This window comes from Kitasatospora sp. DSM 101779, assembly GCF_025655475.1.
Classification (GTDB): Bacteria; Actinomycetota; Actinomycetes; order Streptomycetales; family Streptomycetaceae; genus Kitasatospora.
Genome location: NZ_JAHTIK010000001.1, coordinates 1529688 through 1554219, shown reverse-complemented (window position 1 = coordinate 1554219; position 24532 = coordinate 1529688). Strand labels below are relative to the sequence as shown.

Below are 24532 nucleotides of genomic sequence, written 5' to 3'. Positions count from 1 at the left end.
AGCACATTCGAGGCACCACGTGACCACGCCCAGCGCCAAGCGCGCCCCCCGCCCGCACCGCCGCCCCAAGAAGGACCCGGCCCGGATCGTCGCCTTCCGCGCCCTGCGCGCCGTCGACGAGCGCGACGCGTACGCCAACCTCGTCCTCCCGCCGCTGCTGCGCGAGGCCGAGCAGAAGGGCATGGAGCGCCGCGACGCCGCCCTCGCCACCGAACTCGTCTACGGCACCCTGCGCCAGCAGGGCACCTACGACGCGATCATCGCCGCCTGCATCGACCGGCCGCTGCGCGAGGTCGACCCGCCGGTGCTCGACGTGCTCGCGCTCGGCGCCCACCAGCTGCTCGCCACCCGCATCCCCAGCCACGCCGCCGTCTCCGCCACCGTCGAGCTCGCCCGGGTGGTGCTCGGCGACGGCCGGGCCAAGTTCGTCAACGCGGTGCTCCGCCGGATCAGCGCCCAGGACCTCGACGCCTGGATCGACCAGGTCGCCCCGCCGTACGACGAGGACGCCGAGGACCACCTCGCCGTCGTCCACTCGCACCCGCGCTGGGTGGTCTCCTCGCTCTGGGACGCGCTCGGCCGCTGGCAGCCGGACGCCTCCGGCCGCGCCGCCGTCGAGGACCTGCTGCGCGCCGACAACGACCGCCCCGAGGTGACCCTGGTCGCCCGCCCCGGCCGCGCCACCGTCGCCGAACTCCGCGAGGCCCTGCCGGAGGCCGCGGACGGCCGCTGGTCCCCGTACGCGCTGCGGCTCGCCGAGGGCGGCGACCCGGCCGGGGTGGCCGCCGTCCGCGAGGGCCGGGCCGGTGTCCAGGACGAGGGCAGCCAGCTGGTCGCCCTCGCGGTGGCCGCGGCCCCGCTCGACGGCCCGGACAGGGTCTGGCTGGACGGCTGCGCCGGCCCCGGCGGCAAGGCCGCGCTGCTCGGCGCCCTCGCCGCGGAACGCGGCGCCGCCCTGGTCGCCTCCGAGAAGCAGCCGCACCGCGCCCGGCTGGTCGCCCGCGCGCTCGCCGGCAACCCCGGCCCGTACACCGTGATCGCCGCCGACGGCACCCGGCCCGCCTGGGCGCCCGGCAGCTTCGACCGCGTCCTGGTCGACGTGCCCTGCTCCGGCCTCGGCGCACTGCGCCGCCGCCCGGAGGCCCGCTGGCGCCGCCGCCCCGAGGACCTCGCCGGCTTCGGCCCGCTCCAGCGGGACCTGCTGCGCGGCGCGATCCGGGCCGCCCGGGTGGGTGGGGTCGTCGGCTACGCCACCTGCTCGCCGCACCTCGCCGAGACCCGCGCCGTGGTCGAGGACGTGCTGCGCGACGAGAGCGGCGTGGAGTGGATCGACGCCCGGCCGTTGCTGCCCGGTCTCCCCGCCCTCGGTGAGGGCCCGGACGTCCAGCTCTGGCCGCACCTGCACGGCACCGACGCGATGTACCTCGCGCTGCTGCGCCGCACCGCCTGAGCCCCCGGGCCGGGCGGGCGGAATTGATCCACTGCCTGAACGAAAACCTGGACAGGGCCGCCGGTGTGGCCGAGGGTGGGAATCATGGAGTTCACCCACCTCGGCCGCACCGGCCTCACCGTCTCCCGGCTCTGCCTCGGCACCATGAACTTCGGTCCGCACACCGAGGAGGCAGACGCCCACCGGATCATGGACACCGCCCACGAGCTGGGCATCAACTTCTTCGACACCGCCAACGTCTACGGCTGGGGCGAGAACAAGGGCCGCACCGAGGAGATCGTCGGCAACTGGTTCGCGCAGGGCGGCGGCCGCCGCGAGCGGACGGTGATCGCGACCAAGCTCTACGGCGACATGGGGGAGTGGCCCAACGAGGGCCGGCTCTCCGCGCTCAACATCCGCCGCGCGGTGGACGCCAGCCTGAAGCGGCTGCAGACCGACCACATCGACCTCTACCAGATGCACCACGTCGACCGGGCCACTCCGTGGGAGGAGATCTGGCAGGCGATGGAGGTGCTGACCACCCAGGGCAAGATCATCTATGTCGGGTCGAGCAACTTCGCCGGCTGGCACATCGCCCGCGCCCAGGAGACCGCCCGCGCCCGCAACTTCCTCGGCCTGACCAGCGAGCAGTCGCTCTACAACCTGCTGGAGCGCAGCGTCGAGCTCGAAGTCCTGCCCGCCGCGCAGCACTACGGCCTCGGCCTGATCCCGTGGTCGCCGCTGCACGGCGGCCTCCTCGGCGGCGTGCTCCGCAGGGAGCGCGAGGGGGTCCGCCGGGCCTCCGGACGGGCCGCCGAGACCCTGGAGAAGCACCGCGAGCAGCTCGCGGCGTACGAGGACCTGGCCGCCGAACTCGGCCACGAGCCCGGCGACGTGGCGCTGGCCTGGCTGCTCTCCCGCGAGGGCGTCACCGCACCGATCGTCGGTCCCCGCACCCTGGAACAGCTGCACGCCGCCAACCGCGCGCTGGACGTGGACCTGGACGCGAAGACGCTGGAGCGACTGGACGAGATCTTCCCCGGCCACCGCACCGCACCGGAGGACTACGCCTGGTAGCACGGGTGTCCCGCCCGGGCGGCCGAGCCCGGGCGGGACGCGGGGGCTTCGACGAGGCGGTCCCACGGCGCCGGGTCCGGGTCCGGTCCGGATCCAGGTCCGGCGAGGGCGGCAGGCCAGCCGGTCGCCCGGCCGGGTCGCCGACTTGACGGCCGGTCGGGAGCGCGCGCCGCCGGCGGCTCCGAAGGGCGCGTCCTGGGCGGGCTGTTCCTCCCCGGCGTCGAAATCCGGGGCCGGCCCTTGCGTGCGCGAGTTATTGACGGTCAATCTAATACGGTCTACGGTCCTGGCAGACCCCACCCGAGCGACCGAGGAGCCGACCCTCATGGCGACCACCGCGCGCAAGGCCACCGCAGCCGTCCTGGAGGAGCGCGACGTGCAGCGCCGGCGCACCGCCGAGCGCCTCCTCGCCTCCTCCGCCAAGCTGTCCTTCGACCCGCTGAAGGACGTCGACTGGGACAGCCGGCCCGTGCCCGGCGCCTACTACGTCGCCCCGCACCGGATCTCCCTCTACGGCACCGAACTCTGGGAGCGCCTCAGCGAGGAGCAGCGGATCGAGCTCAGCAAGCACGAGGTGGCCGCCGTCGCCAGTGTCGGCATCTGGTTCGAGGAGATCCTCATGCAGATGCTGCTGCGGCACGCCTTCGACCGGGACCCGACCACCGCGCACGTCCAGTACGCCCTGACGGAGATCGCCGACGAGTGCCGGCACTCGGTGATGTTCGCCCGCATGATCGCGTGGATGGGTGCGCCCGCCTACGGCCCCGGACGGCTCGCGCACGAGCTCGGCCGGGTGTTCAAGGCGATCTCCACGCACAGCCAGACCTTCGGCGGGACGATGTACGTCGAGGAGATCCTGGACGCCTTCCAGCGCGAGATGATGGCCGACGAGTCGCTCCAGCCGCTCTCCCGCCAGGTGGCCCGGATCCACGTCATCGAGGAGTCCCGGCACATCACCTACGCCCGCGAGGAGCTCGTCCGCAGGGACCTCGGGCCGGTCCGCCGCCGGGTCGAGCAGCTGCTCATGGGCATCGTCATCCACGTCGCCACCACGAACCTGATCAACCCGCGGGTGTACGCCGCGGTCGGCATCGACCCCAAGGAGGGCCGCCGGGCCGCGAAGCGGAACCCGAACTGGCGGGCCGCCAAGACCGAGATGGCCGCCAAGGTGGTCGGCGTGCTCGACCGCGCCGGGCTGGTCGGCCGCACCAACCGCTGGCTGCTGCGGGGCGCCGGCATCGTCTGAGCCGCACGGCCGGTGGGGCGCAGACGCACGGTCCCGGCGTGCCGGGCGGTGCGCGCATCCAGGCCCCACCGGCGAGGCGAGCCGTCCGCCCGTGCGTCAGAATGATCATTGTGCAGCCGATCAGCCACCCGGTTCCCTACTACGCGCAGTGGGAATCCCCCGAGCTCGTCCCCGACATCCTGGCCGGCACCGTCCTCGCCGAGGACGACCCGCGCTGGGAGGAGTCGGGCGCGCCGGACCGGGACGAGTACGCGTACTGGTCCTGGCGCGCCTGCGGCATGGCCTGCCTGCGGATGGCCCTGGACCACTGGTGGGGCGTCGCCCCGCCGATCGTCCGGCTCGCCGAGGAGAGCCGCGAGGCCGGCGCCTACGTCCGCCACCCCGACGGGCGGCTCGACGGACTCGTCCACGCCCCCTTCGCGGCCTACGTCCGGGAGCGCTGGGGCCTGTTCGCGGACGCCCGCGCCCCGATGCCCGCCGCGGAACTGCGCGGTCACCTCGAGGCGGGCCGGCTGCCGATGATCTCCGTCCACCCGTCGATCCGCACCCTGGAGCCGGCCCCGCCCCGGACCGGCGGCCACCTGGTGCTCGCCGTGGGTGCGGACGACGACGCCCTGCTGATCCACAACCCCTCCGGCTTCCCCGACGGATCGCAGCAGTTCGCCCGGGTGCCCTGGCCGGACCTGGACCGCTTCTACGCCGGCCGCGGCGTCGTCCTCGGCCCGCCCACCCCGCGCCGCGCCGAGTAGGGCGGGTCCACCCGATCGACGGCCGAGTCGCAAAACCGCGAGCGGTCCACCCCACCGCCTTGGTCCAATACGGGACATGACTGCACAGCACCAGAAGGCCCAGCTGCTCCGTTCGCTCCACGACCCCGCCGCCCCGCTGGCCCTGGCCAACGCCTGGGACGCCGCGAGCGCCCGCCTCGTCGAGGCGGCCGGCGCCAAGGCCGTCGCCACCACCAGCGCCGGCGTCGCCTGGGGGCTCGGCGCCGCGGACGGAAACCACCTCGACCGCGACCGGGCCGTCGAGCTGATCGCCCGGGTGGTCGACGCGGTGTCCGTCCCGGTGACCGCCGACATCGAGAGCGGCTTCGGCGCCACCCCGGCCGACGTCGCCGACACCGTCACCCGGGTCGTCGGGGCCGGCGCCGTCGGCATCAACATCGAGGACGCGCGGACGGACGGCCGCGTCGGCCTGCGGCCGACCGAGGAGCAGGCCGAGCGGATCGCAGCCGCCCGCCGCGCCGCCGACGACGCCGGCATTCCGCTCTACATCAACGCGCGCGTGGACACCTACCTCCGCGCCGTCGGACCCGAGGACACCCGGCTCAAGGAGACGCTCGACCGCGCTGCCGCCTATCTGCGGGCCGGCGCCACCGGCATCTTCGTCCCCGGCGTCACCGACCCGGCGGTCGTCGCCGCCCTGACCGAGGGCATCGACGCCCCCGTCAACATCCTGGCCGGCCCCGGCGCCCCGTCCGTGGCGGAGCTGTCCGAGCTCGGCGTCGCCCGGGTGAGCCTCGGCTCCTCGGTCGCCGAGGCCGCCTACGCGGTCGTCCGCAAGGTCGCCGAGGAACTCGCCGCCACCGGCACCTACGGCAGCCTCACCGGCGCCCTGGAGTACGGCGAGCTGAACACCCTGATGAGCTGACCACCCTGATGAAGGGCCGAGCCCGCCCGAAGGCCGAGCCGGACGGCCTCCGCCCGGGAGGGACGCGCTCCCTCCCGGGAGGTACGTCCGGGCGGCACGGCCGGTGGGCCCGCCCGGTGGCCGGGCCGTCCGGCAGGTGGGCGCAGGCGCAGTGGCGGCCGGATTCTGAGATCATCCGGGTGCCTGCTCCGGGAGCACGGCCGTGACGCGCGCGGCGAACGGCCCGGCGCCGGCGACGTCCGAGGCCCGCCGGAACGGATCCGTACGGCCGCGACCGCGCCCGGGAGGCCGCCGTGTCCAGTGCCGAACCACTGCCCGACGCGCCGCTGCTGCGCGCCGACGCCGTCGACGTCGTGCGCGACGGCCGCCACCTGCTGCGGGACGTCTCGCTCACCGTCGAGGCCGGCCAGCACTGGGCCCTGCTCGGCGCCAACGGCGCCGGCAAATCCACCCTGCTCGCCCTGCTCGGCGCGGTCTCCCACCCCACCCACGGCGAGGTGCACGTCCTCGGCCGGCGGCTCGGACGGGTCGACATCCGGGCGCTGCGCTCCCACCTGGGCCACGTCAACCCGCGCCACCCGCTGCGCTCCCCGCTGCCCGTCCGCACCGTGGTGCTGACCGGACTCACCAACAGCATCGAACCCGAACCCCGGTGGCGGCCCACCGCCGACCAGTCCGCGCACGCCGAACACCTGCTGGACACCATGGGGATGGCCCACCGCGCCGACGACCCCTGGACGACCCTCTCCCAGGGCGAGCGCGGCCGGGCCCTGATCGCCCGGGCCCTGATGCCGCAGCCCCGGCTGCTGCTGCTCGACGAGCCCGCCACCGGACTCGACCTCACCGCCCGCGAACTGCTCCTCGGCAGCCTCGACCTGCTGCGCCGCCGCCACCCCGGCCTCGCGACCGTGCTGGTCACCCACCACCTGGAGGAGCTGCCCGAGACCACCACCCACGCCCTGCTGCTGCGCGAGGGCGGCTGCGTGGCGGCCGGGCCGGTCGACGAGGTCGTCACCACCGAGCTGATCAGCGCCTGCTTCGGGCACCCCATCAGCATCGCGCGGCACGACGGCCGGTGGACCGCCCGCGCGGCCCGCACCACGCCCGCCGCACTCTGATCCGGGCCTCCCCGGCCGCGCCGCGACCGCGGCTCAGCCCGTCGTCGGCAGACCGATCGGGTTGAACAGCGGCAGCTCCGCCCGGCACGCCGTGGCGATCGGGCGCAGCGCGGTCGCCAGCTCGTCCAACTCGGAGCGGTGGAAGCCGTCCCAGACCCGGGCGGCCGCCAGATCGGTGACCGCCTCCAGCGCGCGGTGCCGGGATCGGCCCTCCGCGTCGATCGTGCCGTCGCCGTGCAGCCAGCCCCGTTCGACCAGGCGGGCCGAGGCGGCGTCCCACTGCTCGTCCGTCCAGCCGCGGTGCGGCTGCAGCGTCTCGCGACGGGTGTCCAGGGCACAGCGCAGCACCAGCGCCTCGCAGCCGTCCAGGCCCTCGGAGACGAGGGCGGCGACATGGCCGTCGCCGCGGTGCTCGCGCAGCACCGTCGTCGCCTGCCAGAGCCGGCCGAGCCGGTCCTGCGGCCGGGGCAGCGCCGCGTTGGCCGCGGCCAGCACCCGGCCACCGCAGTCCAGTCCGTCGACCGCACGCTCCAGCAGCTCCACCGAGCGGTCGACCAGGTCCGGCTTCACCGTCTCCAGCACCCGCTCCAGGGTGGCGGTCGCCCCGGCCAGGCGCGCCCGCAGCGCCGCCTCCGGCGCGGCCCGGTGCCAGATGTCGGGCAGTGCCCGCTCCACCATCGCCGGCGCGAAGTTGAAGAACGCGGCGACAACCGGCGGCGCGTCAACCGCGCCGAGCGGAGCCGCCCGGCCGCCGAAGTAGCCCCGCCAGTAGCCGCGCAGGCCGACCGACTCGTAGGCGGCCCGGCCCTCGGGCGCGAAGTAGGTGAGGGCGTGCACCGGCTCGAAGAGCCACCACAGGGCACGGGCGGGATGGACGTGTTCGGCCACGGACTGACAGCCTCTCCGGAGCCGTGCGGCTCCTGATGCGGGCCGAGGCGCACGCGGTGCTGCCGGCGCCCCCCTGAGCGGACCTGCGGGTGGTCGGGCGGACCCGCCGGGCCCGCCCTGTGATGCGGGTCACCCGGGAGCCGCGGCTTTCCCTCCGGCCACCGCTTCACGCGATGATGGGAGGAAGCGGCCGCAGACGACCGCCCGCACCGAGCTGTGAAGGTACCCGGATATGGCGCAGATCAACCCCAGCATCCTCTCCGCCGACTTCGCCCGCCTGGCGGACGAGGCCGAGGCCGTCCGCGGTGCGGACTGGCTGCACGTGGACGTGATGGACAACCACTTCGTCCCCAACCTCACGCTGGGCGTGCCGATCGTCGAGTCCCTCGCCAAGGCCACCGACACCCCGCTCGACTGCCACCTGATGATCGAGCAGCCCGACCGGTGGGCCCCGCAGTACGTCGAGGCCGGCGCCGGTTCGGTCACCTTCCACGTCGAGGCCGCCGCCGCGCCCGTCCGGCTCGCCCGGGAGATCCGCGCCAAGGGCGCCCGCGCCTCGATGGCACTGCGCCCGGCCACCCCGATCGAGCCGTACGAGGACCTGCTGCCCGAGCTCGACATGATCCTCATCATGACCGTGGAGCCGGGCTTCGGCGGCCAGGCCTTCCTGGACATCATGCTGCCCAAGATCCGCCGCACCCGGGAGCTGATCTCCAAGCACGGCCTCGACCTCTGGCTGCAGGTCGACGGCGGCGTCGCCCCCTCCACCATCGAGCGCTGCGCCGAGGCCGGGGCCGACGTCTTCGTCGCCGGCTCCGCCGTCTACAACGCCGACGACCCGGCCGAGGCCGTCCGCGCCCTGCGCGCCCAGGCCGACGCGGCGACCGCCGGCGCCCACTGGTCCTGCCGCCACTGAGGCGGGAAGGCCCTCGGGGGCGCATACGGGTCGGAAGGGCGGCGGGGACGGCCGGAACTGACGGCCCGTAGAGTAGGGGCCCAAGATCGATCGGGGGAGGGGCCTTGGGAGCGAGCCGCGAGGAACGGACGGCCGGAACGACCGCGGCGGCGACCGGGAGGCTCCCGGAGCAGTCGCGCGGGACGGGGCGGACCGTACCCGCGGGCGCCCCGACGGCCGGCGGACAGGACGGCCCGCCGGCCGCGGAGCAGCCGGACACCGGAACGGGCCGGCGCAGGTTCCTGCAGGCCCTGCTGGTCGTCGGCGTGGGCGCCGCCGCCGTCGGCGGCGCGATGATCGAGGACGTACTGCCCGGCGGCGACCGGCTGCGCCGAGCCATCGGCATGACCGGCCCGGACGGGACCGTCCCGGCCGTCGAGCCCGGCCCCGTCCGCACCGACCAGCTCGCCTCCAAGGCCCGCGGCCGCCGCGTCGAGGTGACCGTCGTCTCCCCGCCCGGCACCGCGCCCCGCGCCGACCTGCCCGTCTGCCTCGCCCTGCACGGCCGCGGCGGCTCCGCCGCGGCCCTGGTCGACCTCGGCCTGCCGCAGTTCCTGGCCGCCGCCACCGCCAAGGGCGTGCCGCCCTTCCACCTCGTCGCGGTGGACGGCGGCGAGGCCACCTACTGGCACCCCCGCACTCCCGGCGACGACCCGATGGCCATGCTGCTGGACGAAGTCCCCGGCTGGCTCGCCGCCCGCGGCCTGGCCGCCCCCACCGGGGTGCTCGGCATCTCCATGGGCGGCACCGGCGCACTCCAGTACGCTCGCGCCCGCAACGGCGGACTCGCCGCCGCCGCACTGCTCAGCCCCGCCCTGTTCACGTCCTGGAGTGACGCCCGCCCCGTCGACGCCTACCAGGACGAGGCCGACTGGCAGGCGCACGAGCCGCTGCGCCACCTCGACCGGCCGCTCACCCGCAGGCTCGCCGTCTGGTGCGGCACCGAGGACCCGTTCTGCCCGGCCGCCCGCACGCTCGCCGACCGGGCCGCCGAGACGCACTTCCCGCGGGGCGCCCACACCGACGGCTTCTGGCGCCGCGTCCTCCCCGACGCCACCGCCTTCCTCGGCGAGGCACTCGCCCGCCGGCCCTGACGGCCGCCGCGTTCTCCCGCCGCTGCCCGCGGCTCGCCCGTCCCGCGCCTGCCGGGCCGCGGCCGGGTGCAGGGGGATACTCGGCGGCATGAGCAACCTCGACGTCCGCCCCGCCGCCTCCCGCTGCGGCGGCGAGGCCTCCGACGGGCCGGTGAAGCAGCTGGTGGCCGGCCGTCAGGTGCCGCTCGGCGAGTCGACCGTGGTGCGCCGGCTGCTGCCCACCCTGGGACGGCGGATGGTCGGCGCCTGGTGCTTCGTCGACCACTACGGCCCGGACGACATCGCCGACGAGCCCGGCATGCAGGTCCCGCCGCACCCGCACATGGGCCTGCAGACGGTGAGCTGGCTGCACGAGGGCGAGGTGCTGCACCGCGACAGCCTCGGCAGCCTGCAGACCGTCCGGCCGTACGAGCTGGGGCTGATGACCTCGGGCCGGGCGATCTCGCACTCCGAGGAGTCGCCCCGCGAGCACGCCCGGCTGCTGCACGGCGCCCAGCTCTGGGTCGCCCTGCCCGACGCCCACCGGCACACCGGGCCCGCCTTCGAACACCACGCCGACCTGCCGGAGGTCACCGCGGGCGGGCTGCACGCCCGGCTGATCCTCGGCACCCTGGACGGAGCGGCCTCCCCGGGCACCACCTACAGCGCGCTGGTCGGCGCCGACCTCACCCTCCGCGAGGGCGCCGCCCACCGGCTGCCGCTGGACCCCGGTTTCGAGTACGCGGTGCTGTCGATGACCGGCAGCGTCGACGTGGACGGCGTCCGGGTCGAACCGGGCTCGATCCTCTACCTCGGCTGCGGCCGCCGCGAACTGCCGCTGCTCGCCCGCACCGACGCGGCGCTGCTGCTCCTCGGCGGTGAACCCTTCGAGGAGCAGCTCGTCATGTGGTGGAACTTCGTGGGCCGCACCGCCGAGGAGATCACCGAGGCCCGCGAACAGTGGCAGGCGGGCGAGCGCTTCGGCGAGGTCCACGGCTACGCCGGTGAGCGTCTCCCGGCCCCGGAGCTGCCCCCGTTCCCCCTCAAGCCGCGGGGGCGTGAGCGCTGACCCGGGGTAACGTCCTGGGAGCCCCGAACGGCCGGGCCGTGCGCAGGTCGAGAACGCCGAAGGGCGGCGCAGGCCGACGTGGTGTCGGAGTGCGCCGCCCCCGGGCGGTCGGGCCCCGGGGAACGGCCCGTGCGGTCACTCGGGGTCGCGGTTCGGGGCGGCCAGGTCGATGCCGTCGAGGACGGTCTTGTCGCCGTAGGACGTGCGCAGCCCGTTCGCCGCGATGGCCAGGTCGCTCCTGGGCGCGGGCATGACAGAGGAAGGCATGGGGCTCTCCGGTTGAAGAGGCTGACGTGGCTGGAGCGGGGGAGTCGTTGCGGTGCTGCCGCAGGTCAGGCCCGGGCGTGGAGGATGTCGACGGTGCCGTGCGCGGTGCGGGCGCGGACCTCGACGGTCTCCTCGGCCTGCTCCGGGGCCTCGGAGTCGGCGAGCGCGTTGCGGACCTGCCCGGAGCCGGAGCCGGCGTCGATCCAGGCGGCGGTGCCCTTGCGGACGCCGACTTCGATGGAGCCGAAGGAGGTCTCCAACTGGACCGTCCCGCGGACGACTTCACCCACGCGCACGGTGCCGTGCGCGGTGGTGGCGGTCACCGAGGCCTCGGCGTGGTGGATGTCGATGTCGCCGTTGGTGCCGCTCACCCGCACGTCGCCGAGGGCGGTGCCGACGGTGGTGGTGCCGTGCGAGTTCTTCAGCGTGGCGGGTCCGTTGACGGTGCCGACACGCACGCTGCCGGAGCTGGTGGTGATCTCGGCGGCGCCCTCGACCCGGTCGACGGTGATCGAGCCGTGTGATGCCTCCAGGTGCAGTGGGCCGGTCGCGTCGAGGCGGACGTCGCCCGACGAGGTCTTCACCCGGACCTCGCCGAGCCGGCCCTCGCCGAGCACCTGGGCCCACGAGCCGGCCACGGCGACGTGCGAGCCGGCGGGGAGCCCGACCGTCACGTCGACGATGCCGGGGCGGCGGGGCGAGAAGGGCTGCTTGGGCGTCGTGACGGTCAGGACGCCGTCCGCGTAGGTGACTTCGGTCCGGTCGGCGGCCCGCACGTCCTGCTCCTTCCTCGGGTCGCGGGGCTGCACCTCGACGACGGTGTCGCTGCGGTCGCCGGCGGTGAGCCGGACGGAACCGGCCTCCACGCGGGCGGTCACGGAGATGGGTTCGGGGGTGTGGAAAGAAGGCATGGCTGTCCCGTCCTCTTGGCTCTTCGGGATGTTCCCGTCGGTGGGATGCGGTGTGGGTGAAGTGGTGCGGGTGCGGGCCCGGAGCGCTAGCGCACCCAGCCGGTGAAGCGCTGTCCGGCGGCCCGGGTTCTCTCCGTGGTGCGTGGTGCGGCGCCGTCGTCGAGGGCGGCGGAGACGGCCCGGACCAGCCAGGCGTTGACCGACAGGCCCTGGCGGCCCGCGGCCTGTTCGGCGCGTGTCTTGAGGTGGGCCGGCAGGCGCAGGTTGACGCGGGCGGTGCCGCCCTCGTCGCCGTCGGCGGGGGACTGCGCCGCCGGCGGTTCGACGGACGGGGCGGCCGGCTCAGCGGGGCCGCCGGTGGTGGGCGGCAGCGTCACCACGAAGTCCGGGTCCAGTCCGCGCAGCCGTACGTCGACCGAGCCGGGGGCGAGCTCGCGGGTGATCTCGTCCATGGCGGCGGAGAGCACGTTGAGCATCGTCAGGCGGGTCGCCGACTCCAGGGGTGCGGTGAGCCGCTCGGCCAGCGCGCGGGCTTCGTCGCCGCCGGCCTCGGCGGCCACGGCGAGTTCGCGCCGCAGGGTGTCGACATACGGAGTGAGGTCCATGGTGCCATTGTGGCGCCATCATGGCGCCATGCGCAAGGCTGAATGGCGCCTCCCTGATGCTTGCCGCAAGAGAGGGCCTCGATCTGCGGACACGTGCGGCTTCGGTGCCCGGTCGCCCAGGCGGAAACGGCGCCCGTGGCGACGGGGTGACGCCAGATGGCGCCAGGTGGTGCCGCTTGGGATCGCGTGATGCCATACATGCCCGCCGGCCGCCCGCCGCTCGGCGCCGCAATCCCGAAGCCCGTCCGCGGGGCGGCCGGCGAGGTGAGCTGTGATTGCTCCGGATGTGCGGCGTTCGGCGGTGGACGGGCCCCGCGGATCGTCCGTAGGTTGGCGATCACCTAGAGGGGTGGAGTGAACGGCGATCCGCTGTACCACTGGACAGCGCTGGCAGTGTGCACGGCGCTCCTGCTGCCGGTGCCGGTGGCGGTACTGGCCGGGTGGACACCACCGTGGATGCGGCAGCGACAGGCCGGGATGCGGCTTCGCGCGTACGGGGTTCTGTGCACCTACGCCATCGCGCTCGTCAACGGCATCCCCCGGATCGCCGACGCCGCCGTCACCACGGTCACGGCCTGCACGGCCGTCGGCGTCGGCTTCGCCGCTGCGGCCGCCGTCCTGTTCCTCCTCGCGGAACGCACGGACTCCGGTGCCCGGTCGTCGGGACCGGTCGATCACCTGCAAGGCTGAAGGCACCGTGCCGCGCCCGCGGCCACGGCGTCGGCTGCGCTGGAGCGGGGCCCTCTCCGGCGCCCGGACCGGTGCGACGCGGCTGCGGCGCCGGGGCGGGAGCCGGGGACCGGAGCCGGCGACAAGCCCGTCCTCTACGGCTTCCTGACGCCGAAGCAATCCGCTCCTAGGGAACCTCCTAGGGAACATCGACGCGCCAGGCCCGCACGGTGGGCCGAGGCGGTCGGCGACGCAAACCGCCGGCCGCCGAAGCCCCGACAAGATGACCACAGGTGTGCCGGGACGTCTGGTCGGCGCCGACGACGGGACCATCCACGTCGCCGCCCGGGTCGGCTACATGGAGACACCCGACGTACCCGGCGCGCTCGCGCTGCTCGAACCGGTCGACGCCGGGGGGCGAGCTGCAGCTCGACCGGGCGACGTACTTCCTGTCGAAGATCGAGCTCCGGCGCGGCAAGGAACCGACGATGGCGCCGTGGCGCAAGAGGCTGTTCATCGCCACCTCGTACATCACGGCCGACGCCGCCGAGTACGTCGGCCTCCCGCGCGACCGCACGGTCATCATGGGCTCCCACGTCGAGGTGTAGCCCGGGTGGCCCCGCCGTGCCGGCCGAGCGCGCGTCGGCATCGCTCGGGGCGGCCTCTCCAGACCGGTAGATGTGATCGTATGAATAACTGGCCTGGGGCGGCAGAACGGGCCAGCGGGTCCGCCGGGGTGACCGTCCGCTCCACACCACCCGTGTCGGGTGGTACCGCCCTCTCGGCGCCGAGAGGGCGGTACCACGAGCTGCAGCCCCCGGGATCCCCCTTCCGCTCGGGCCGCGGGGTCGCGAGCACCGACCCGCCGGGGGTGTGCCGCGGATCCTGCCGGTGCCGCCCGCCGATCGGGGGGCGGGTGACGGGCGGCGGGTGACGGGGCGGGGCGGCCTCCCGGGTGCGGGGGAGGAGGTCACTTACGCTGGCGTGGTCCTCCGCCGGGCCGGCCCGGTGCCCTTGTGCTGACGGGAGTGCAACGGTGGTCTCAGTTCCGTCGGGCCAGGGCGCGGCGCCGTCCAGGCGTGCGCGGTTCCGGGCCTGGATGCTCGAAGGCATGGCGGACACCGCCAAACAGCACCCCGGCCCGCACGCCGAACTGCCCGAGGAACACGGGCAGCGCTGGTGGCGCGTCATGTGCCTGACCGGTCTGGACTACTTCTCGACCCTGGGCTACCAGCCGGGCATCGCGGCCCTCGCGGCCGGCGTGGTCTCGCCGCTGGCCACCATCGTGCTCGTCCTCGTCACCCTGTGCGGGGCACTGCCGGTGTACCGCCGAGTGGCGAAGGAGAGTCCGCACGGCGAGGGCTCGATCGCCATGCTGGAACGGCTGCTGAGCTTCTGGCAGGGCAAGCTGTTCGTTCTGGCGCTGCTGGGCTTCGCCGCCACCGACTTCCTCATCACCATCACCCTGTCCGCGGCCGACGCCACCGCCCACCTGGTGGAGAACCCGCACCTGACCGGCAGTCTGCAGGGCCGCGAGGTGCTGATCACCCTGCTGCTGATCGCGCTGCTCGGCGGCGTCTTCCTCAAGGGGTTCAGCGAGGCGATCGGGGTCGCGGTCTTCCTGGTCGCCATCTATCTGGCGCTGAACGTGGTGGTGGTCGCGACCGGCCTGGTGGAGGTGCTCTCCGATCCCGATCTGATCACCGACTGGACGCATGCGCTGACCGCGGAGCACGGCAACGTGGTCGCGATGATCGGCGTCTCGCTGATCGTCTTCCCCAAGCTCGCCCTCGGCCTGTCCGGCTTCGAGACCGGTGTCGCCGTGATGCCGCACATCAAGGGCGACCCGGGCGACACCGAGCAGGAGCCGGTCGGCCGGATCAGGGGCGCCCGCAAGCTGCTCACCACGGCCGCCCTGATCATGAGCGTCTTCCTGATCACCAGTAGCTTCATCACCACCCTGCTGATCCCCGCCCCTGCCTTCGAGCCGGGGGGCGCGGCCAACGGCCGCGCCCTCGCCTACCTGGCCCACGAGTACCTCGGCACCGGCTTCGGGACGGTCTACGACATCTCCACCATCGCCATCCTGTGGTTCGCCGGGGCCTCCGCGATGGCCGGTCTGCTCAATCTGATGCCGCGCTACCTGCCGCGCTACGGCATGGCCCCGCACTGGGCGCGCGCCGTCCGTCCGACCGTCCTGGTGCTGACCGCGGTGGCCTTCCTGGTCACCTGGATCTTCGACGCGAGTGTCGACAAGCAGGGCGGCGCGTACGCGACGGGCGTCCTCGTGCTGATCAGCTCGGCCGCCGTGGCCGTCACCATCGCGGCCCGGAAGGCCGGCGAGCGCCGCTGGTCGATCGGGTTCGCGGTGATCGCCGCGGTCTTCCTCTACACCACGGGCGCGAACATCGCCGAGCGGCCCGACGGCGTGAAGATCGGTGCCTGCTTCATCGCGGCGATCGTGCTGATCTCGCTCGCCTCCCGGCTCGCCCGCGCCTTCGAACTGCGCGTCACCGACGTCGTGATGGACACGTTCGCCGAGCGGTTCGTCCGCGACGGCACGCACCGGGAGATCCGGCTCATCGCCAACGAGCCGCACCGGCGCGACCTCGCCGAGTACCGGGACAAGCTGCACCAGATCCGCACCGACAATGCCATTCCTGCGGAGGACGACCTGGTCTTCGTCGAGGTGACGATCCGCGACCCGTCCGACTTCGAGGCGGAGCTGCAGGTGCGTGGCGAGGTGGTGCACGACCGGTACCGGGTGCTGACGCTGGAGCACTCCAGCGTGCCGAACGCGCTCGCCGCCCTGCTGCTGCACGTCCGGGACACGACCGGGCAGCAGCCGCACATCTACTTCGAGTGGACGGAGGGCAATCCGTTCGCCCAGTTCCTGCGGTTCTTCCTGTTCGGCCAGGGCGAGGTCGCCCCGGTCACCCGCGAGGTGCTCCGCGAGGCCGAACCGGATCCGTCGCGGCGGCCGCACGTCCACGTCGGCTGACCGCCGATCGCCGATCATCGACCGTGGCTCAGGCCGCCGGAGTCCACGTCGGGGGTGTCCGGGCCGGGGGTGCCCAGGCCGGGGCGCGGGCGGACACCCGGTGGGGCGGCGGCACCGTGAGGACCGTGCACCGTGCCCGTGCCCGGCAGTGGGCGGCCGGTGAGGCGTGCAGCAGCCGGGCGAGGCGGCCGCCGCCGTCGCCGACCACGATGAGGTCGTCCGGCTCCGCCGCCGCGACAAGCGCAGGACCGAGCCCGCCACGCGCCACGGCGGGCCGGATCACCAGCCCGGACGGGTACCCGCCGAGGACCCGGGCGAAGGAGGCGTCCACACGCCGATGCGCCGTACGCTCCGCCGCCGCGCCGGACCCGGGACCGTGCTCCGACGGCCTCCAGGTGGAGACCGCCACCAGGACGGCCTCCCGCCGCGCCGCCTCGCGGACCGCGCGCTCCAGCGCAGCGAGGCTCTCCGGCGATCCGTCCAGTCCCACCACCACCCGTACCGCTCCGGCCATGACCGACGCGCCTCCTTCGACAGCCTCCGCACCTCCATGGGACGCCCGCCACGGCCCGCCGCACCCGCGGTTGACGCGATCCTGATGCCCGCGGTCGCTTCCCTGACGGCTCCTTGACACCGCGCGCGGGCGGCGGGGGCCCCGGCGTGTCAGGGGAGCGTCGGGATGGGGCCGCCGGGCGTCAGGGAGCCGTCAAGGACGTCCGTTCCGGCCGTTCCCGACAGGTACTGCTGAGGGGGAACGCACCGGCGAGACGGAGGAACGGACATGGACGGCAGTCGGCGCAGGATCGTGGTCGGGGTCAGCGGCTCGCTGGGCAGCCTGGCCGCCCTGCACCGGGCGGTCGCCGACGCCCGGCCGCTCGGCGTGCCGGTCGTCCCGGTGCTGGCCTGGGAGCCGCCGGGCGGCGAGATCGGCTACCGGCGCTCGCCGTGCCCGCCGCTGCTGGCCGTCGTCCGCGACTCGGCCGCGGCCCGGCTCACCGCCGCCCTGGAGGAGGCCTTCGGCGGTACGGACCCCGGTGTGCCGCTGGAGCCGCTGACCGTCCGCGGCGAGGCCGGCCGGGCCCTGGTCGGCATCGCGGACCGCCCCGGGGACCTGCTGGTGGTCGGTGCGGGTGGCAGCCGCCTCCGCCGCGGCCTGCGGCCCTCCGTCGCGGCCCACTGCGTCCGCCGGTCGGTGTGTCCCGTGCTCGCCGTGCCCCGCCCGCAGCTCCAGCACGACCTGGACGCCCTGCACCTGCGCAACCTCTGGCACCTCCCGGCCCGCCCGGCGGCGGTCCGCTGAGCGGGGCGCCGCGCCGGCGGCGGCGCTGTCGCGCGCCCCGGCCGTGCCCGCCGAGGAGCTCCCACGGCCGGCCCGGCGTCACCGTCGTCCTGCTCAACACGGCAGTCGCCGCCGTGAAGTGACCCCGCCGGTGCTCCGCCGGAACCGGGCCGTCCGGCGTCTTGCATGCCGGACTGCCCATCCGCGCCCGCGGCTTCTGCAAGAATCGATCCTCCGGTGGCGAAGGGTGAGGAGACCCGGTGGGCGAGGACGCGATGAGGCCGCGGATCCCGCAGTTGAGGCTGGACGAGCTGCTGGAGGAACTGCAGGCCCGGATCGACGCCGCCCGCGGCACCCGGGACCGGGTGCACAGCCTGCTGGAGGCCGTCCTCTCGGTCGGCCGCGAGCTCGACCTCACCCATGTGCTGCGGCGGATCGTCGAGGCGGCCGCCGTCCTCGTCGACGCCAAGTACGCGGCACTCGGCGTGATCGGCCCGGACGGGGAGACGCTCTCGCAGTTCCTGACCGTCGGGCTCGGCGTGGACGAGATCGCCGACATCGGCCCGTACCCGACGGGCAAGGGCATCCTCGGTGAGCTGATCCGCCGGCCCGAGGCGCTCCGGCTGGAGGACCTCGCCGCGCACCCCGCCTCGCACGGCTGCCCCGCGCACCACCCCGTGATGCGGACCTTCCTCGGCGTGCCCGTCCGGGTCCGCGACGAGGTCTTCGGCAACCTCTACCTGACCGACAAGCGCAACGGCGAGGGCTTCGACGCCGACGACGAGTCCGTCATCTCCACCCTGGCGGTGGCGGCCGGGGTCGCCATCGACAACGCGCGGCTCTACGAGGAGGCGCAGCGCCAGCAGCGCTGGCTGGCCGTGAGCGCCGAGATCACCCGCAGCCTGCTCTCCGGGACCTCCCGCGCCCATGTGGTCGAACTGATCGCCCAGCGGGCGATGGCCATCACCGGCGCCGAACTCGCCGACATGTCGGCCCCGACCGGCGACGGCCAGGCGCTGCGTGTCGAACTCGCCCTCGGCGGCGACACCGCGGCCCGGCTCGGCCGGCTGCTGCCGCTGGACGGCTCCCTGCCCGGCCGGGCGGTCACCGGAGGTCACCCGGTGACGACGACCGGCCTGGCGGACGACCACCGGCCGGCCGGCGGAGCCGCTGATGGCCCGTCCGTCGGTCCGGCCGTCGGGCCGACCGGGTACGGCGGCCTCGGGCCGGCCGTCGCCGTTCCGATCGGGCGGCAGGAGGGTGACATTCCGGGCGTGCTGCTGCTTGCCCGGCGGAGCGGCGAACCCGCCTTCACCGACCGTGAGATCGGCCCGCTCTCGGGCTTCGCCGACCAGGCGGCGCTCGCCCTGGAGCTGGCCGAACGCCGCCGCGACGCCGAGCAGTTGGCGATGCTGGAGGACCGTGACCGGATCGCCCGCGACCTGCACGACCTCGCCATTCAGCGGCTGTTCGCGACCGGCATGACGCTGCAGAGCGCGGCCCGGGTCATCGACCACTCCGGCGCCTCCGACCGGGTGCTGCGCGCGGTGGCCGACCTCGACGAGACCATCAAGATCATCAGGTCGACCATCTTCGGACTGCGTACCCGCGAGGACTCCCGGCAGGGGCTGCGATCCCGGGTGGTCGCCGCGGTGGGGGAGGCCCAGTCCGCCCTCGGTTTCGCTCCGCGGCTCAGCATGGAGGGCCTGCTCGACACCGACGTGCCGCTCCGGCTCGCGGACGAGGTGGTGGCCGTGCTCGGCGAGGCGCTCAGCAACGCGGCCCGGCACGCCGGGGCGGGCCGGGTCGAGGTGGTGCTGCAGGCGACCGGCAAGCAGGTCGTGCTCACCGTGCAGGACGACGGGGTGGGCATCCCCGAGCAGGGGCGGCGCAGCGGACTGCGGAATTTGGCGGAGCGGGCCCGGGGCGTCGGCGGGGTCTTCGAACTGTCCGCCCCGCAGGACGGCGGCACCCGCCTGGTGTGGTCCGCGCCGCTCGTCCTGGGCTGACCGGGCCGTCCGCGCCCGGCCTCGGCTACGGGGTGAGGTCGAACTCGCAGCGCAGCGCCCGGTCCGCGCCCAGCAGCCGGATCACTCGGGACGGCTGGCGCGGGATCCCCTGCAGCACCACCGAGGCGTCCGCGGCGCAGCGGCCGTTCAGGCGCAGGAAGAGCTCGACGCCGGAGCTGTCGCAGAAGGTGACCGCTGCCAGGTCGAGCACCAGTTCGCCGCCGCCCCGCTCCAACAGCGGCAGCAGCCGCGGCTCCAGGCGGCCGGCCGAGTGCAGGTCGAGCTCGCCGCGCAGGGCCACCACGGTGCGGCGGCCGGGGGACTGGCGGCGGACCGAGGCGATCGCGGCCTCGGTGTGCGGTGCTGGAGCGGGCAAGGAGGCCTCCTGGGCGGTACGGAGCGTACGGTGCCCTGCCGCCGTCGGGGCTCCTCGCAAACCCGGTCGGCGGCAGGGCGGCTGACACTCCATCAGATCCTTGCCCGCCGGGGGAGGGCCGAAGGTCCCGGATGGCGGCCGGATGCGGGGAGGGGCTTCCGGCCGGCTGGTGCCGCGTCAGGCAGCCTCTGCCCGTCCAGGAGCGGCGTCCGGTGCGGCGAGAGTGGGTGCCGGGCGTCGCGACGGGGCGAAGGTTGCCTGACGCGGCACTAGCTGCGCGCCGGACGGCCGGTCCGGCGTTCCGGGGCCCGGACGATGTCCCGGTCACCGGGCTCGCGTTGCACGTAGTGGAAGCCCTCCGTGGTGCCGGCGTCGTAGTGGACGACCCGGTTCTCGTCGTCCAGCATCCGCAGCCAGGTGGCGAGGCGGTCGGAGTCGTTCCCGGTCAGTGTCTTCCCGTCCCGGCGGCGTGCCTCGGTGCGCAGCATGATGACGGGGTAGGCCCAGCGGTGCTCGGGCTTGACGGCCCACGGTATGAGGTGGTCGTCACGGGTGAGCCGCCGGTCGAGTCCACGGCGGCGGCGGAAGTTTCCCCACATCGACTGGACGGTCTCGATCCCGTACTTGCGGCGGTACTCCTCGACCATCCAGGCGTAGGTGCGGCCCTCCTCGAACCAGCGGATGACCTCCGACTCGTTGACGATCTTCCTGGCGGCCACGCCTGCCTCCTCCGGTTCCCGGGTGACGGAAGGAGCACCGTCGCACAGGCCGGGGCTCGTGATCAAGAAAGACACCGCGGCCGACCTCCGCCGACCTGCGGTTCCGTGCGGCACGGTGCGGTGGCAACCTCCTGCGGTGCGGCGGCAACGGAGAGGCAGACAGACCGCCTCACCCTCGGAGACAGACATGTCCGCTTCCCCGCACCGCCGTCCCGCCGGCCGCCGTCGGCTCGCCCTCGTCGGGGCGGGTGCGGCGGCCGTCCTCGCGCTGGGAGCCGTGCCGCTCGCCCTCAACGCCGGTGCGTCCACCGGTGGTCCGCCCGCGGCCGGGACGTCGGCCGCCGACCTCGCCCACGCCGTGCTGCCGGCCCGGGACGGTTGGGCGGCGGAGGGCGCCGGGACGACGGGCGGCCGTGCCGCGGACGCCGCGCACACCTTCACCGTCGCCACCCGTGCCGAGTTGGCGCGGGCACTGGCCGCCGGCCCGGTGGGCGCGCCCCGGATCATCAGGGTCAGGGGCGTGATCGACGCCAACAGCGACGACGCGGGCAGGGCGCTCCGCTGCGAGGACTACGCGGCCGGTACGGGCTGGTCGGCCGCCGCGTACGCCAAGGCCTACGATCCCGCGGTCCGGGGCCGGACGAAGGTGCCCTCCGGCGGCCAGGAGGACGCCCGTCGTGCCGCCCAGGCCCGGCAGGCCGCCCGTGTCGTCCTCGTCGTTCCCTCGCACACCACGATCGTCGGCGTGCCGGGCACCGGCGCCGGGATCACCGGCGGCAACCTGACGGTGAAGAACGCCCAGAACGTGATCATCCGCAATCTCGCCCTCACCGACGTCCGCGACTGCTTCCCGCAGTGGGACCCGACCGACGGTCCGACCGGCAACTGGAACTCGGCCTACGACGCCGTCTCGCTGCGCGGCGCCACCCACGTCTGGATCGACCACGACACCTTCTCCGACGCGCCGCACCCGGACTCCGCCAACCCGACCCGGTTCGGCCGCGAGTACCAGGTCCACGACGGCGCCCTGGACATCACCAACGGCTCCGACCTGGTGACCGCCTCCTACAACCGCTTCGCCGACCACGACAAGACGATGCTGATCGGCAGCAGCGACCGGGACACCGGGCTGCGGGTCACCCTGCACCACAACGTCTTCCAGGGCATCGTGCAGCGCGCCCCGCTCGCCCGGGTCGGGCAGGTCCACCTCTACGACAACTACTACGACACGGCGCCGCTCGACGGCTACGCGCACAGCTACAGCGTCAACTCCCGGGCCGGCGCGCAGATCGTGGCGCAGAACAACCACTGGCGGCTGTCCGCGGACCGGAAGGCCTCCGACCTGCTCAGCGGCGACGGCACCGGGGCGTTCGCGGGCAGCGGCAACCTGGTGGACGGCAGGGCGGTGGACCTGGTCGCCGCGTACAACGCCGTCAACTCCGAGAAGATCAGGCCGACCGTCTCCTGGCGGCCCGCCCTCGCCGCCGGTCTGGAGCCCGCCACCGCGGTGCCGGACCGGCTGCCGAAGCAGGCCGGTGCCGGAGTGCTCACCGAGAACGGCGCCGGCGCCCCGGCCGCCGGCCGCGTCCTGACGGTCGCCGCCGACGGCTCCGCCGCGCACCGGACGGTGCAGTCCGCGGTGGACGCGGCCCGGCCGGGTGACACCGTGCTGATCGCGCGCGGCACCTACCGCGAGACGGTGAACGTCCCGGCCGCCAAGAAGGGGCTGACGCTGAAGGGCGCCACCGGCAACGCCGAGGACGTCGTCATCGGGTACGACAACGCGGCCGGCACCCCGAAGCCCGGCGGCGGCACGTACGGCACCGAGGGCAGCGCCACCCTCACCGTCTCGGCCGACGACACCACCGTCACCGGCCTCACCGTGGAGAACACCTTCGAGCGGTCCGCCCACCCCGGCACCACCGCCACCCAGGCCGTCGCGCTGGCCGCCCGCGGCGACCGCCAGCAGTACCTGAACTCCCGCTTCATCGGCCACCAGGACACCGTGCTCGACTGGGCGCCCGCCGCCACCGGCCAGTACCGGCAGTACTTCCGCCACTGCTTCGTCGCCGGCGACGTGGACTTCGTCTTCGGCAACGCCACCGCCGTCTACGACCGGGTGAACATCACCCTGCGGGACCGCGGCGCCGCCGCCGGCGGCAGCAACGGGTACCTCGCCGCGCCCAACACCGACGCCGGGAAGCCGTACGGGATCCTCGTCACCGACAGCACGATCAGCAGCACCGCCGCGCCCGGCACCTTCCACCTCGGCAGGCCCTGGCGTACCGGGCCGAGCGCGGTCGGGCAGTTCGTCGTCCGCAACACCGTGCTGCCCGCGGCGGTGAAGGATCAGGCGCCGTGGACGGACATGCACGGGTATTCCTGGCGGGCCGCCCGCTTCGCCGAGTACGCCAACTCCGGCCCCGGGGCCGCCGTCACCGCCGACCGTCCGCAGTTGACCGCCGCGCAGGCCGCCACGTACACCGCCCGCGCCTACCTGGCCGGCACCGACGGCTGGAACCCGGTCGGCTGACCCGCCCCCGGCCGGGCCGCGGCCGCCGTGACTCCCCGGGCCGCGGTCGTCCGCGGAGTGCGGGGGGAAAGTCCGCCGCCTGCGGCAACCTTCCCGCGGGCGGCGGCAACAGGACGTCGGACAGCGGGACGACGGACCGCCAGGCCCGCTGTCGGGGCGGCCCCGTCGATGCCGGGGCGCACCCTCCCCGTACCGGTAGTTGCCAAGGAGTCATGACACGTGAGCAAGCGCGCGATACGCCCGAAGCGCGGCAGGATCGCGGCCGTCGGGGGTGCGGCCGCCCTGCTGACCGCCGGCATTGCGGGCGGACTGTGGGCGGGCGCGGACGCCGCCGCCTCCGCCCCGGTGGCCGGGTCCTCCTACACCCTGGTGAGCGCCGCCGGCGGGCTCTGCCTGCAGGCGCCGGCGGCGTCGGCAGACTCGCAGCTGACCCAGCGGAACTGCGGTGCCGGCGGCGAGACCTGGCGGCTGACCGCCGACGGCGGCGGCTACCGGCTGGTCGACGCCGGCAGCGGCCGCTGCGCGGGTGTCCGGGACGCCAGGACGGGTGCCGGTGCCGCCGTTCAGGCGGAGGCCTGCGACCCGGCGGCCGCCTCCCAGCGGTGGACCGTGACGGCCGTCGAGGGCGGCCACCGGGTGGTCAACGCGGCGAGCGGCACGTGCCTGACAGTGAAGGACGGTTCGACCGCGCCCGGCACGCCGGTGCAGCAGAACTCCTGCGACTCGGCCCCCGCCAAACGCTGGACCTTCAAGCCCGTCGCCGGCACCCCGACCCCGACCGCGAGCACCCCGACGACCACGGCCACCGCGAAGCCCACCGCCATCCCGAAGCCCACCGCGACGGCCACGTCCGCCCCGACCGCCACCGCGACCGGCGCCGGCGGAACGGCGATCCCGGGCTGGCCGACCCCGCAGGGGGCCGACGTGCCGCTGACCGCCACCCAGAAGGTGGCCAAGCTCTTCGACGGCGGCGGCCGCCGCTTCGTCGGCAAGGGCGCGCTGGGCAGCGGCAGCCAGTCCGAGAACCAGCCCGCCATGTTCGAACTCGCCGACGGCGCCGTGCTGCAGAACGTCGTCCTCGGCGACCCGGCCGCCGACGGGGTGCACTGCAGCGGCAGCTGCACCCTGCGCAACGTCTGGTGGGAGAACGTCGGCGAGGACGCCGCCACCTTCAAGGGCACCTCCGCCTCCCAGGTGATGACGGTGGACGGCGGCGGTGCGCGCGGCGCCGCCGACAAGGTCTTCCAGCACAACGGCCCCGGCACCTTCGTCATCAAGAACTTCCGGGTGGAGGACTTCGGCAAGCTCTACCGCTCCTGCGGCAACTGCAAGACGCAGTACCCCCGCCACGTCGTGATCGACAACGTGATCGCCACCGCTCCCGGCAAGAAGATCGTCGGCATCAACGCCAACCTGGGCGACACCGCGGCCATCACCCGGCTGACCCTGGTCCGCGACGGCAGCCGGAAGATCACCGTCTGCCAGCGCTACACCGGCGTCACCTCGGGCGAGCCGAAGGAGGCGGGCAGCGGCCCGGACGGCGCCAACTGCCGTTACACGCCCGGCGACGTGACCTACCGGCCCTGACCCGGGGCCCCGCCCCGGCGGCCGCACGGACGCGTTCGGCGTTCCTGTGGCGGCCGGGGCGGCCGCGC

General features: G+C 74.7%; 22 protein-coding genes and 1 pseudogene. 16 read left to right on the top strand and 7 right to left on the bottom strand.

Annotated features, from left to right (window positions below; genetic code table 11):
- The first annotated feature begins 19 nt into the window (after positions 1 to 19).
- The 6 genes from KSNIM_RS07200 to KSNIM_RS07175 all read left to right on the top strand — a co-directional run bounded on the left by KSNIM_RS07200 (position 20) and on the right by KSNIM_RS07175 (position 6523).
- Positions 20 to 1450: an RsmB/NOP family class I SAM-dependent RNA methyltransferase gene (locus tag KSNIM_RS07200; protein ID WP_263102390.1), complete on the top strand. Its 1431-nt coding sequence runs from the start codon at positions 20 to 22 to the stop codon at positions 1448 to 1450.
- Positions 1451 to 1534: 84 nt separating this feature from the next.
- A complete protein-coding gene (locus KSNIM_RS07195; protein ID WP_263102389.1) occupies positions 1535 to 2506 on the top strand; it encodes an aldo/keto reductase in 972 nt (323 codons plus the stop codon).
- Between the two features lie 325 nt (positions 2507 to 2831).
- On the top strand, positions 2832 to 3752 hold the full coding sequence (locus tag KSNIM_RS07190) for an AurF N-oxygenase family protein (RefSeq protein WP_263102388.1): 921 nt from the start codon (positions 2832 to 2834) through the stop codon (positions 3750 to 3752).
- A 110-nt stretch (positions 3753 to 3862) separates the two neighbouring features.
- Entirely contained in the window at positions 3863 to 4501 is a 639-nt protein-coding gene (locus KSNIM_RS07185; protein WP_411543671.1) for a C39 family peptidase, read from the top strand.
- Positions 4502 to 4577: 76 nt separating this feature from the next.
- Positions 4578 to 5405 (top strand): isocitrate lyase/phosphoenolpyruvate mutase family protein, encoded by an 828-nt coding sequence (locus KSNIM_RS07180; RefSeq protein WP_263102386.1) that lies wholly within the window; start codon positions 4578 to 4580, stop codon positions 5403 to 5405.
- A 293-nt stretch (positions 5406 to 5698) separates the two neighbouring features.
- Entirely contained in the window at positions 5699 to 6523 is an 825-nt protein-coding gene (locus KSNIM_RS07175; RefSeq protein ID WP_263102385.1) for an ABC transporter ATP-binding protein, read from the top strand.
- A 33-nt stretch (positions 6524 to 6556) separates the two neighbouring features.
- On the opposite strand, the gene KSNIM_RS07170 is transcribed toward KSNIM_RS07175, so the two are convergent.
- Entirely contained in the window at positions 6557 to 7411 is an 855-nt protein-coding gene (locus KSNIM_RS07170) for an SCO6745 family protein (protein WP_263102384.1), read from the bottom strand.
- Between the two features lie 232 nt (positions 7412 to 7643).
- Here KSNIM_RS07170 and rpe point away from each other — a divergent pair, with 232 nt between their 5' ends.
- The 3 genes from rpe (at position 7644) to KSNIM_RS07155 (ending at position 10508) form a co-directional block, all read left to right on the top strand.
- Positions 7644 to 8327 carry a ribulose-phosphate 3-epimerase gene (gene rpe, locus KSNIM_RS07165; RefSeq protein WP_263102383.1) on the top strand — a complete coding sequence of 228 codons (684 nt, stop codon included), beginning with the start codon at positions 7644 to 7646 and terminating at the stop codon, positions 8325 to 8327.
- 104 nt (positions 8328 to 8431) lie between these two features.
- A complete protein-coding gene (locus KSNIM_RS07160) occupies positions 8432 to 9460 on the top strand; it encodes an alpha/beta hydrolase (RefSeq protein ID WP_263102382.1) in 1029 nt (342 codons plus the stop codon).
- An 88-nt stretch (positions 9461 to 9548) separates the two neighbouring features.
- Positions 9549 to 10508, top strand: coding sequence for a pirin family protein (locus tag KSNIM_RS07155; protein WP_263102381.1), 960 nt, complete (start codon positions 9549 to 9551; stop codon positions 10506 to 10508).
- Positions 10509 to 10661: 153 nt separating this feature from the next.
- On the opposite strand, the pseudogene KSNIM_RS07150 reads toward KSNIM_RS07155, so the two are convergent.
- From KSNIM_RS07150 to KSNIM_RS07140, 3 genes and pseudogenes are all read right to left on the bottom strand, one after another.
- Positions 10662 to 10775, bottom strand: a pseudogene (locus KSNIM_RS07150) (ABC transporter); the annotation flags it as partial.
- 65 nt (positions 10776 to 10840) lie between these two features.
- Positions 10841 to 11686, bottom strand: a complete 846-nt coding sequence (locus KSNIM_RS07145) for a DUF4097 family beta strand repeat-containing protein (RefSeq protein WP_263102380.1) — start codon at positions 11684 to 11686, stop codon at positions 10841 to 10843.
- Positions 11687 to 11772: 86 nt separating this feature from the next.
- Entirely contained in the window at positions 11773 to 12291 is a 519-nt protein-coding gene (locus KSNIM_RS07140) for a hypothetical protein (protein ID WP_263102379.1), read from the bottom strand.
- Between the two features lie 354 nt (positions 12292 to 12645).
- On the opposite strand from KSNIM_RS07140, the gene KSNIM_RS07135 reads away from it, so the two are divergent.
- The 3 genes from KSNIM_RS07135 (at position 12646) to KSNIM_RS07130 (ending at position 15961) form a co-directional block, all read left to right on the top strand.
- Entirely contained in the window at positions 12646 to 12981 is a 336-nt protein-coding gene (locus tag KSNIM_RS07135; protein ID WP_263102378.1) for a hypothetical protein, read from the top strand.
- 272 nt (positions 12982 to 13253) lie between these two features.
- Positions 13254 to 13568, top strand: a complete 315-nt coding sequence (locus KSNIM_RS39400) for a KUP/HAK/KT family potassium transporter (RefSeq protein WP_411543670.1) — start codon at positions 13254 to 13256, stop codon at positions 13566 to 13568.
- A 503-nt stretch (positions 13569 to 14071) separates the two neighbouring features.
- A complete protein-coding gene (locus KSNIM_RS07130) occupies positions 14072 to 15961 on the top strand; it encodes an amino acid transporter (RefSeq protein ID WP_263102377.1) in 1890 nt (629 codons plus the stop codon).
- A gap of 28 nt (positions 15962 to 15989) precedes the next feature.
- Here KSNIM_RS07130 and KSNIM_RS07125 read toward each other — a convergent pair whose 3' ends face one another.
- The gene (locus KSNIM_RS07125; RefSeq protein WP_263102376.1) at positions 15990 to 16475 is read right to left on the bottom strand and encodes a universal stress protein; all 486 of its coding nucleotides are present in this window, start codon (positions 16473 to 16475) and stop codon (positions 15990 to 15992) included.
- Positions 16476 to 16742: 267 nt separating this feature from the next.
- Between KSNIM_RS07125 and KSNIM_RS07120 the strand changes: the two genes are divergently transcribed.
- Both KSNIM_RS07120 and KSNIM_RS07115 read left to right on the top strand, forming a co-directional pair.
- Complete coding sequence (locus KSNIM_RS07120) at positions 16743 to 17261, top strand: universal stress protein (RefSeq protein WP_263102375.1); 519 nt, start codon at positions 16743 to 16745, stop codon at positions 17259 to 17261.
- A 254-nt stretch (positions 17262 to 17515) separates the two neighbouring features.
- Positions 17516 to 19249 carry a GAF domain-containing sensor histidine kinase gene (locus KSNIM_RS07115; RefSeq protein ID WP_263107858.1) on the top strand — a complete coding sequence of 578 codons (1734 nt, stop codon included), beginning with the start codon at positions 17516 to 17518 and terminating at the stop codon, positions 19247 to 19249.
- 25 nt (positions 19250 to 19274) lie between these two features.
- On the opposite strand, the gene KSNIM_RS07110 is transcribed toward KSNIM_RS07115, so the two are convergent.
- Both KSNIM_RS07110 and KSNIM_RS07105 read right to left on the bottom strand, forming a co-directional pair.
- Complete coding sequence (locus tag KSNIM_RS07110; protein WP_263102374.1) at positions 19275 to 19625, bottom strand: STAS domain-containing protein; 351 nt, start codon at positions 19623 to 19625, stop codon at positions 19275 to 19277.
- A 269-nt stretch (positions 19626 to 19894) separates the two neighbouring features.
- Complete coding sequence (locus KSNIM_RS07105) at positions 19895 to 20344, bottom strand: hypothetical protein (protein ID WP_263102373.1); 450 nt, start codon at positions 20342 to 20344, stop codon at positions 19895 to 19897.
- Between the two features lie 187 nt (positions 20345 to 20531).
- On the opposite strand from KSNIM_RS07105, the gene KSNIM_RS39055 reads away from it, so the two are divergent.
- Together KSNIM_RS39055 and KSNIM_RS07090 are read left to right on the top strand one after the other, a co-directional pair.
- Entirely contained in the window at positions 20532 to 22877 is a 2346-nt protein-coding gene (locus KSNIM_RS39055) for a pectinesterase family protein (protein WP_317633997.1), read from the top strand.
- A 219-nt stretch (positions 22878 to 23096) separates the two neighbouring features.
- Positions 23097 to 24464, top strand: coding sequence for a pectate lyase (locus KSNIM_RS07090; protein WP_263102372.1), 1368 nt, complete (start codon positions 23097 to 23099; stop codon positions 24462 to 24464).
- The last annotated feature ends 68 nt before the right edge of the window (positions 24465 to 24532 follow it).

Coding starts and splice junctions, on each gene's coding strand:
- KSNIM_RS07195 (WP_263102389.1), top strand. CDS start 1,535: ATGGAGTTCACCCACCTCGGCCGCACCGGCCTCACCGTCTCCCGGCTC.
- KSNIM_RS07190 (WP_263102388.1), top strand. CDS start 2,832: ATGGCGACCACCGCGCGCAAGGCCACCGCAGCCGTCCTGGAGGAGCGC.
- KSNIM_RS07180 (WP_263102386.1), top strand. CDS start 4,578: ATGACTGCACAGCACCAGAAGGCCCAGCTGCTCCGTTCGCTCCACGAC.
- rpe (WP_263102383.1), top strand. CDS start 7,644: ATGGCGCAGATCAACCCCAGCATCCTCTCCGCCGACTTCGCCCGCCTG.
- KSNIM_RS07155 (WP_263102381.1), top strand. CDS start 9,549: ATGAGCAACCTCGACGTCCGCCCCGCCGCCTCCCGCTGCGGCGGCGAG.
- KSNIM_RS07145 (WP_263102380.1), bottom strand. CDS start 11,686: ATGCCTTCTTTCCACACCCCCGAACCCATCTCCGTGACCGCCCGCGTG.
- KSNIM_RS07140 (WP_263102379.1), bottom strand. CDS start 12,291: ATGGACCTCACTCCGTATGTCGACACCCTGCGGCGCGAACTCGCCGTG.
- KSNIM_RS07130 (WP_263102377.1), top strand. CDS start 14,072: ATGGCGGACACCGCCAAACAGCACCCCGGCCCGCACGCCGAACTGCCC.
- KSNIM_RS07125 (WP_263102376.1), bottom strand. CDS start 16,475: ATGGCCGGAGCGGTACGGGTGGTGGTGGGACTGGACGGATCGCCGGAG.
- KSNIM_RS07120 (WP_263102375.1), top strand. CDS start 16,743: ATGGACGGCAGTCGGCGCAGGATCGTGGTCGGGGTCAGCGGCTCGCTG.
- KSNIM_RS07115 (WP_263107858.1), top strand. CDS start 17,516: ATGAGGCCGCGGATCCCGCAGTTGAGGCTGGACGAGCTGCTGGAGGAA.
- KSNIM_RS39055 (WP_317633997.1), top strand. CDS start 20,532: ATGTCCGCTTCCCCGCACCGCCGTCCCGCCGGCCGCCGTCGGCTCGCC.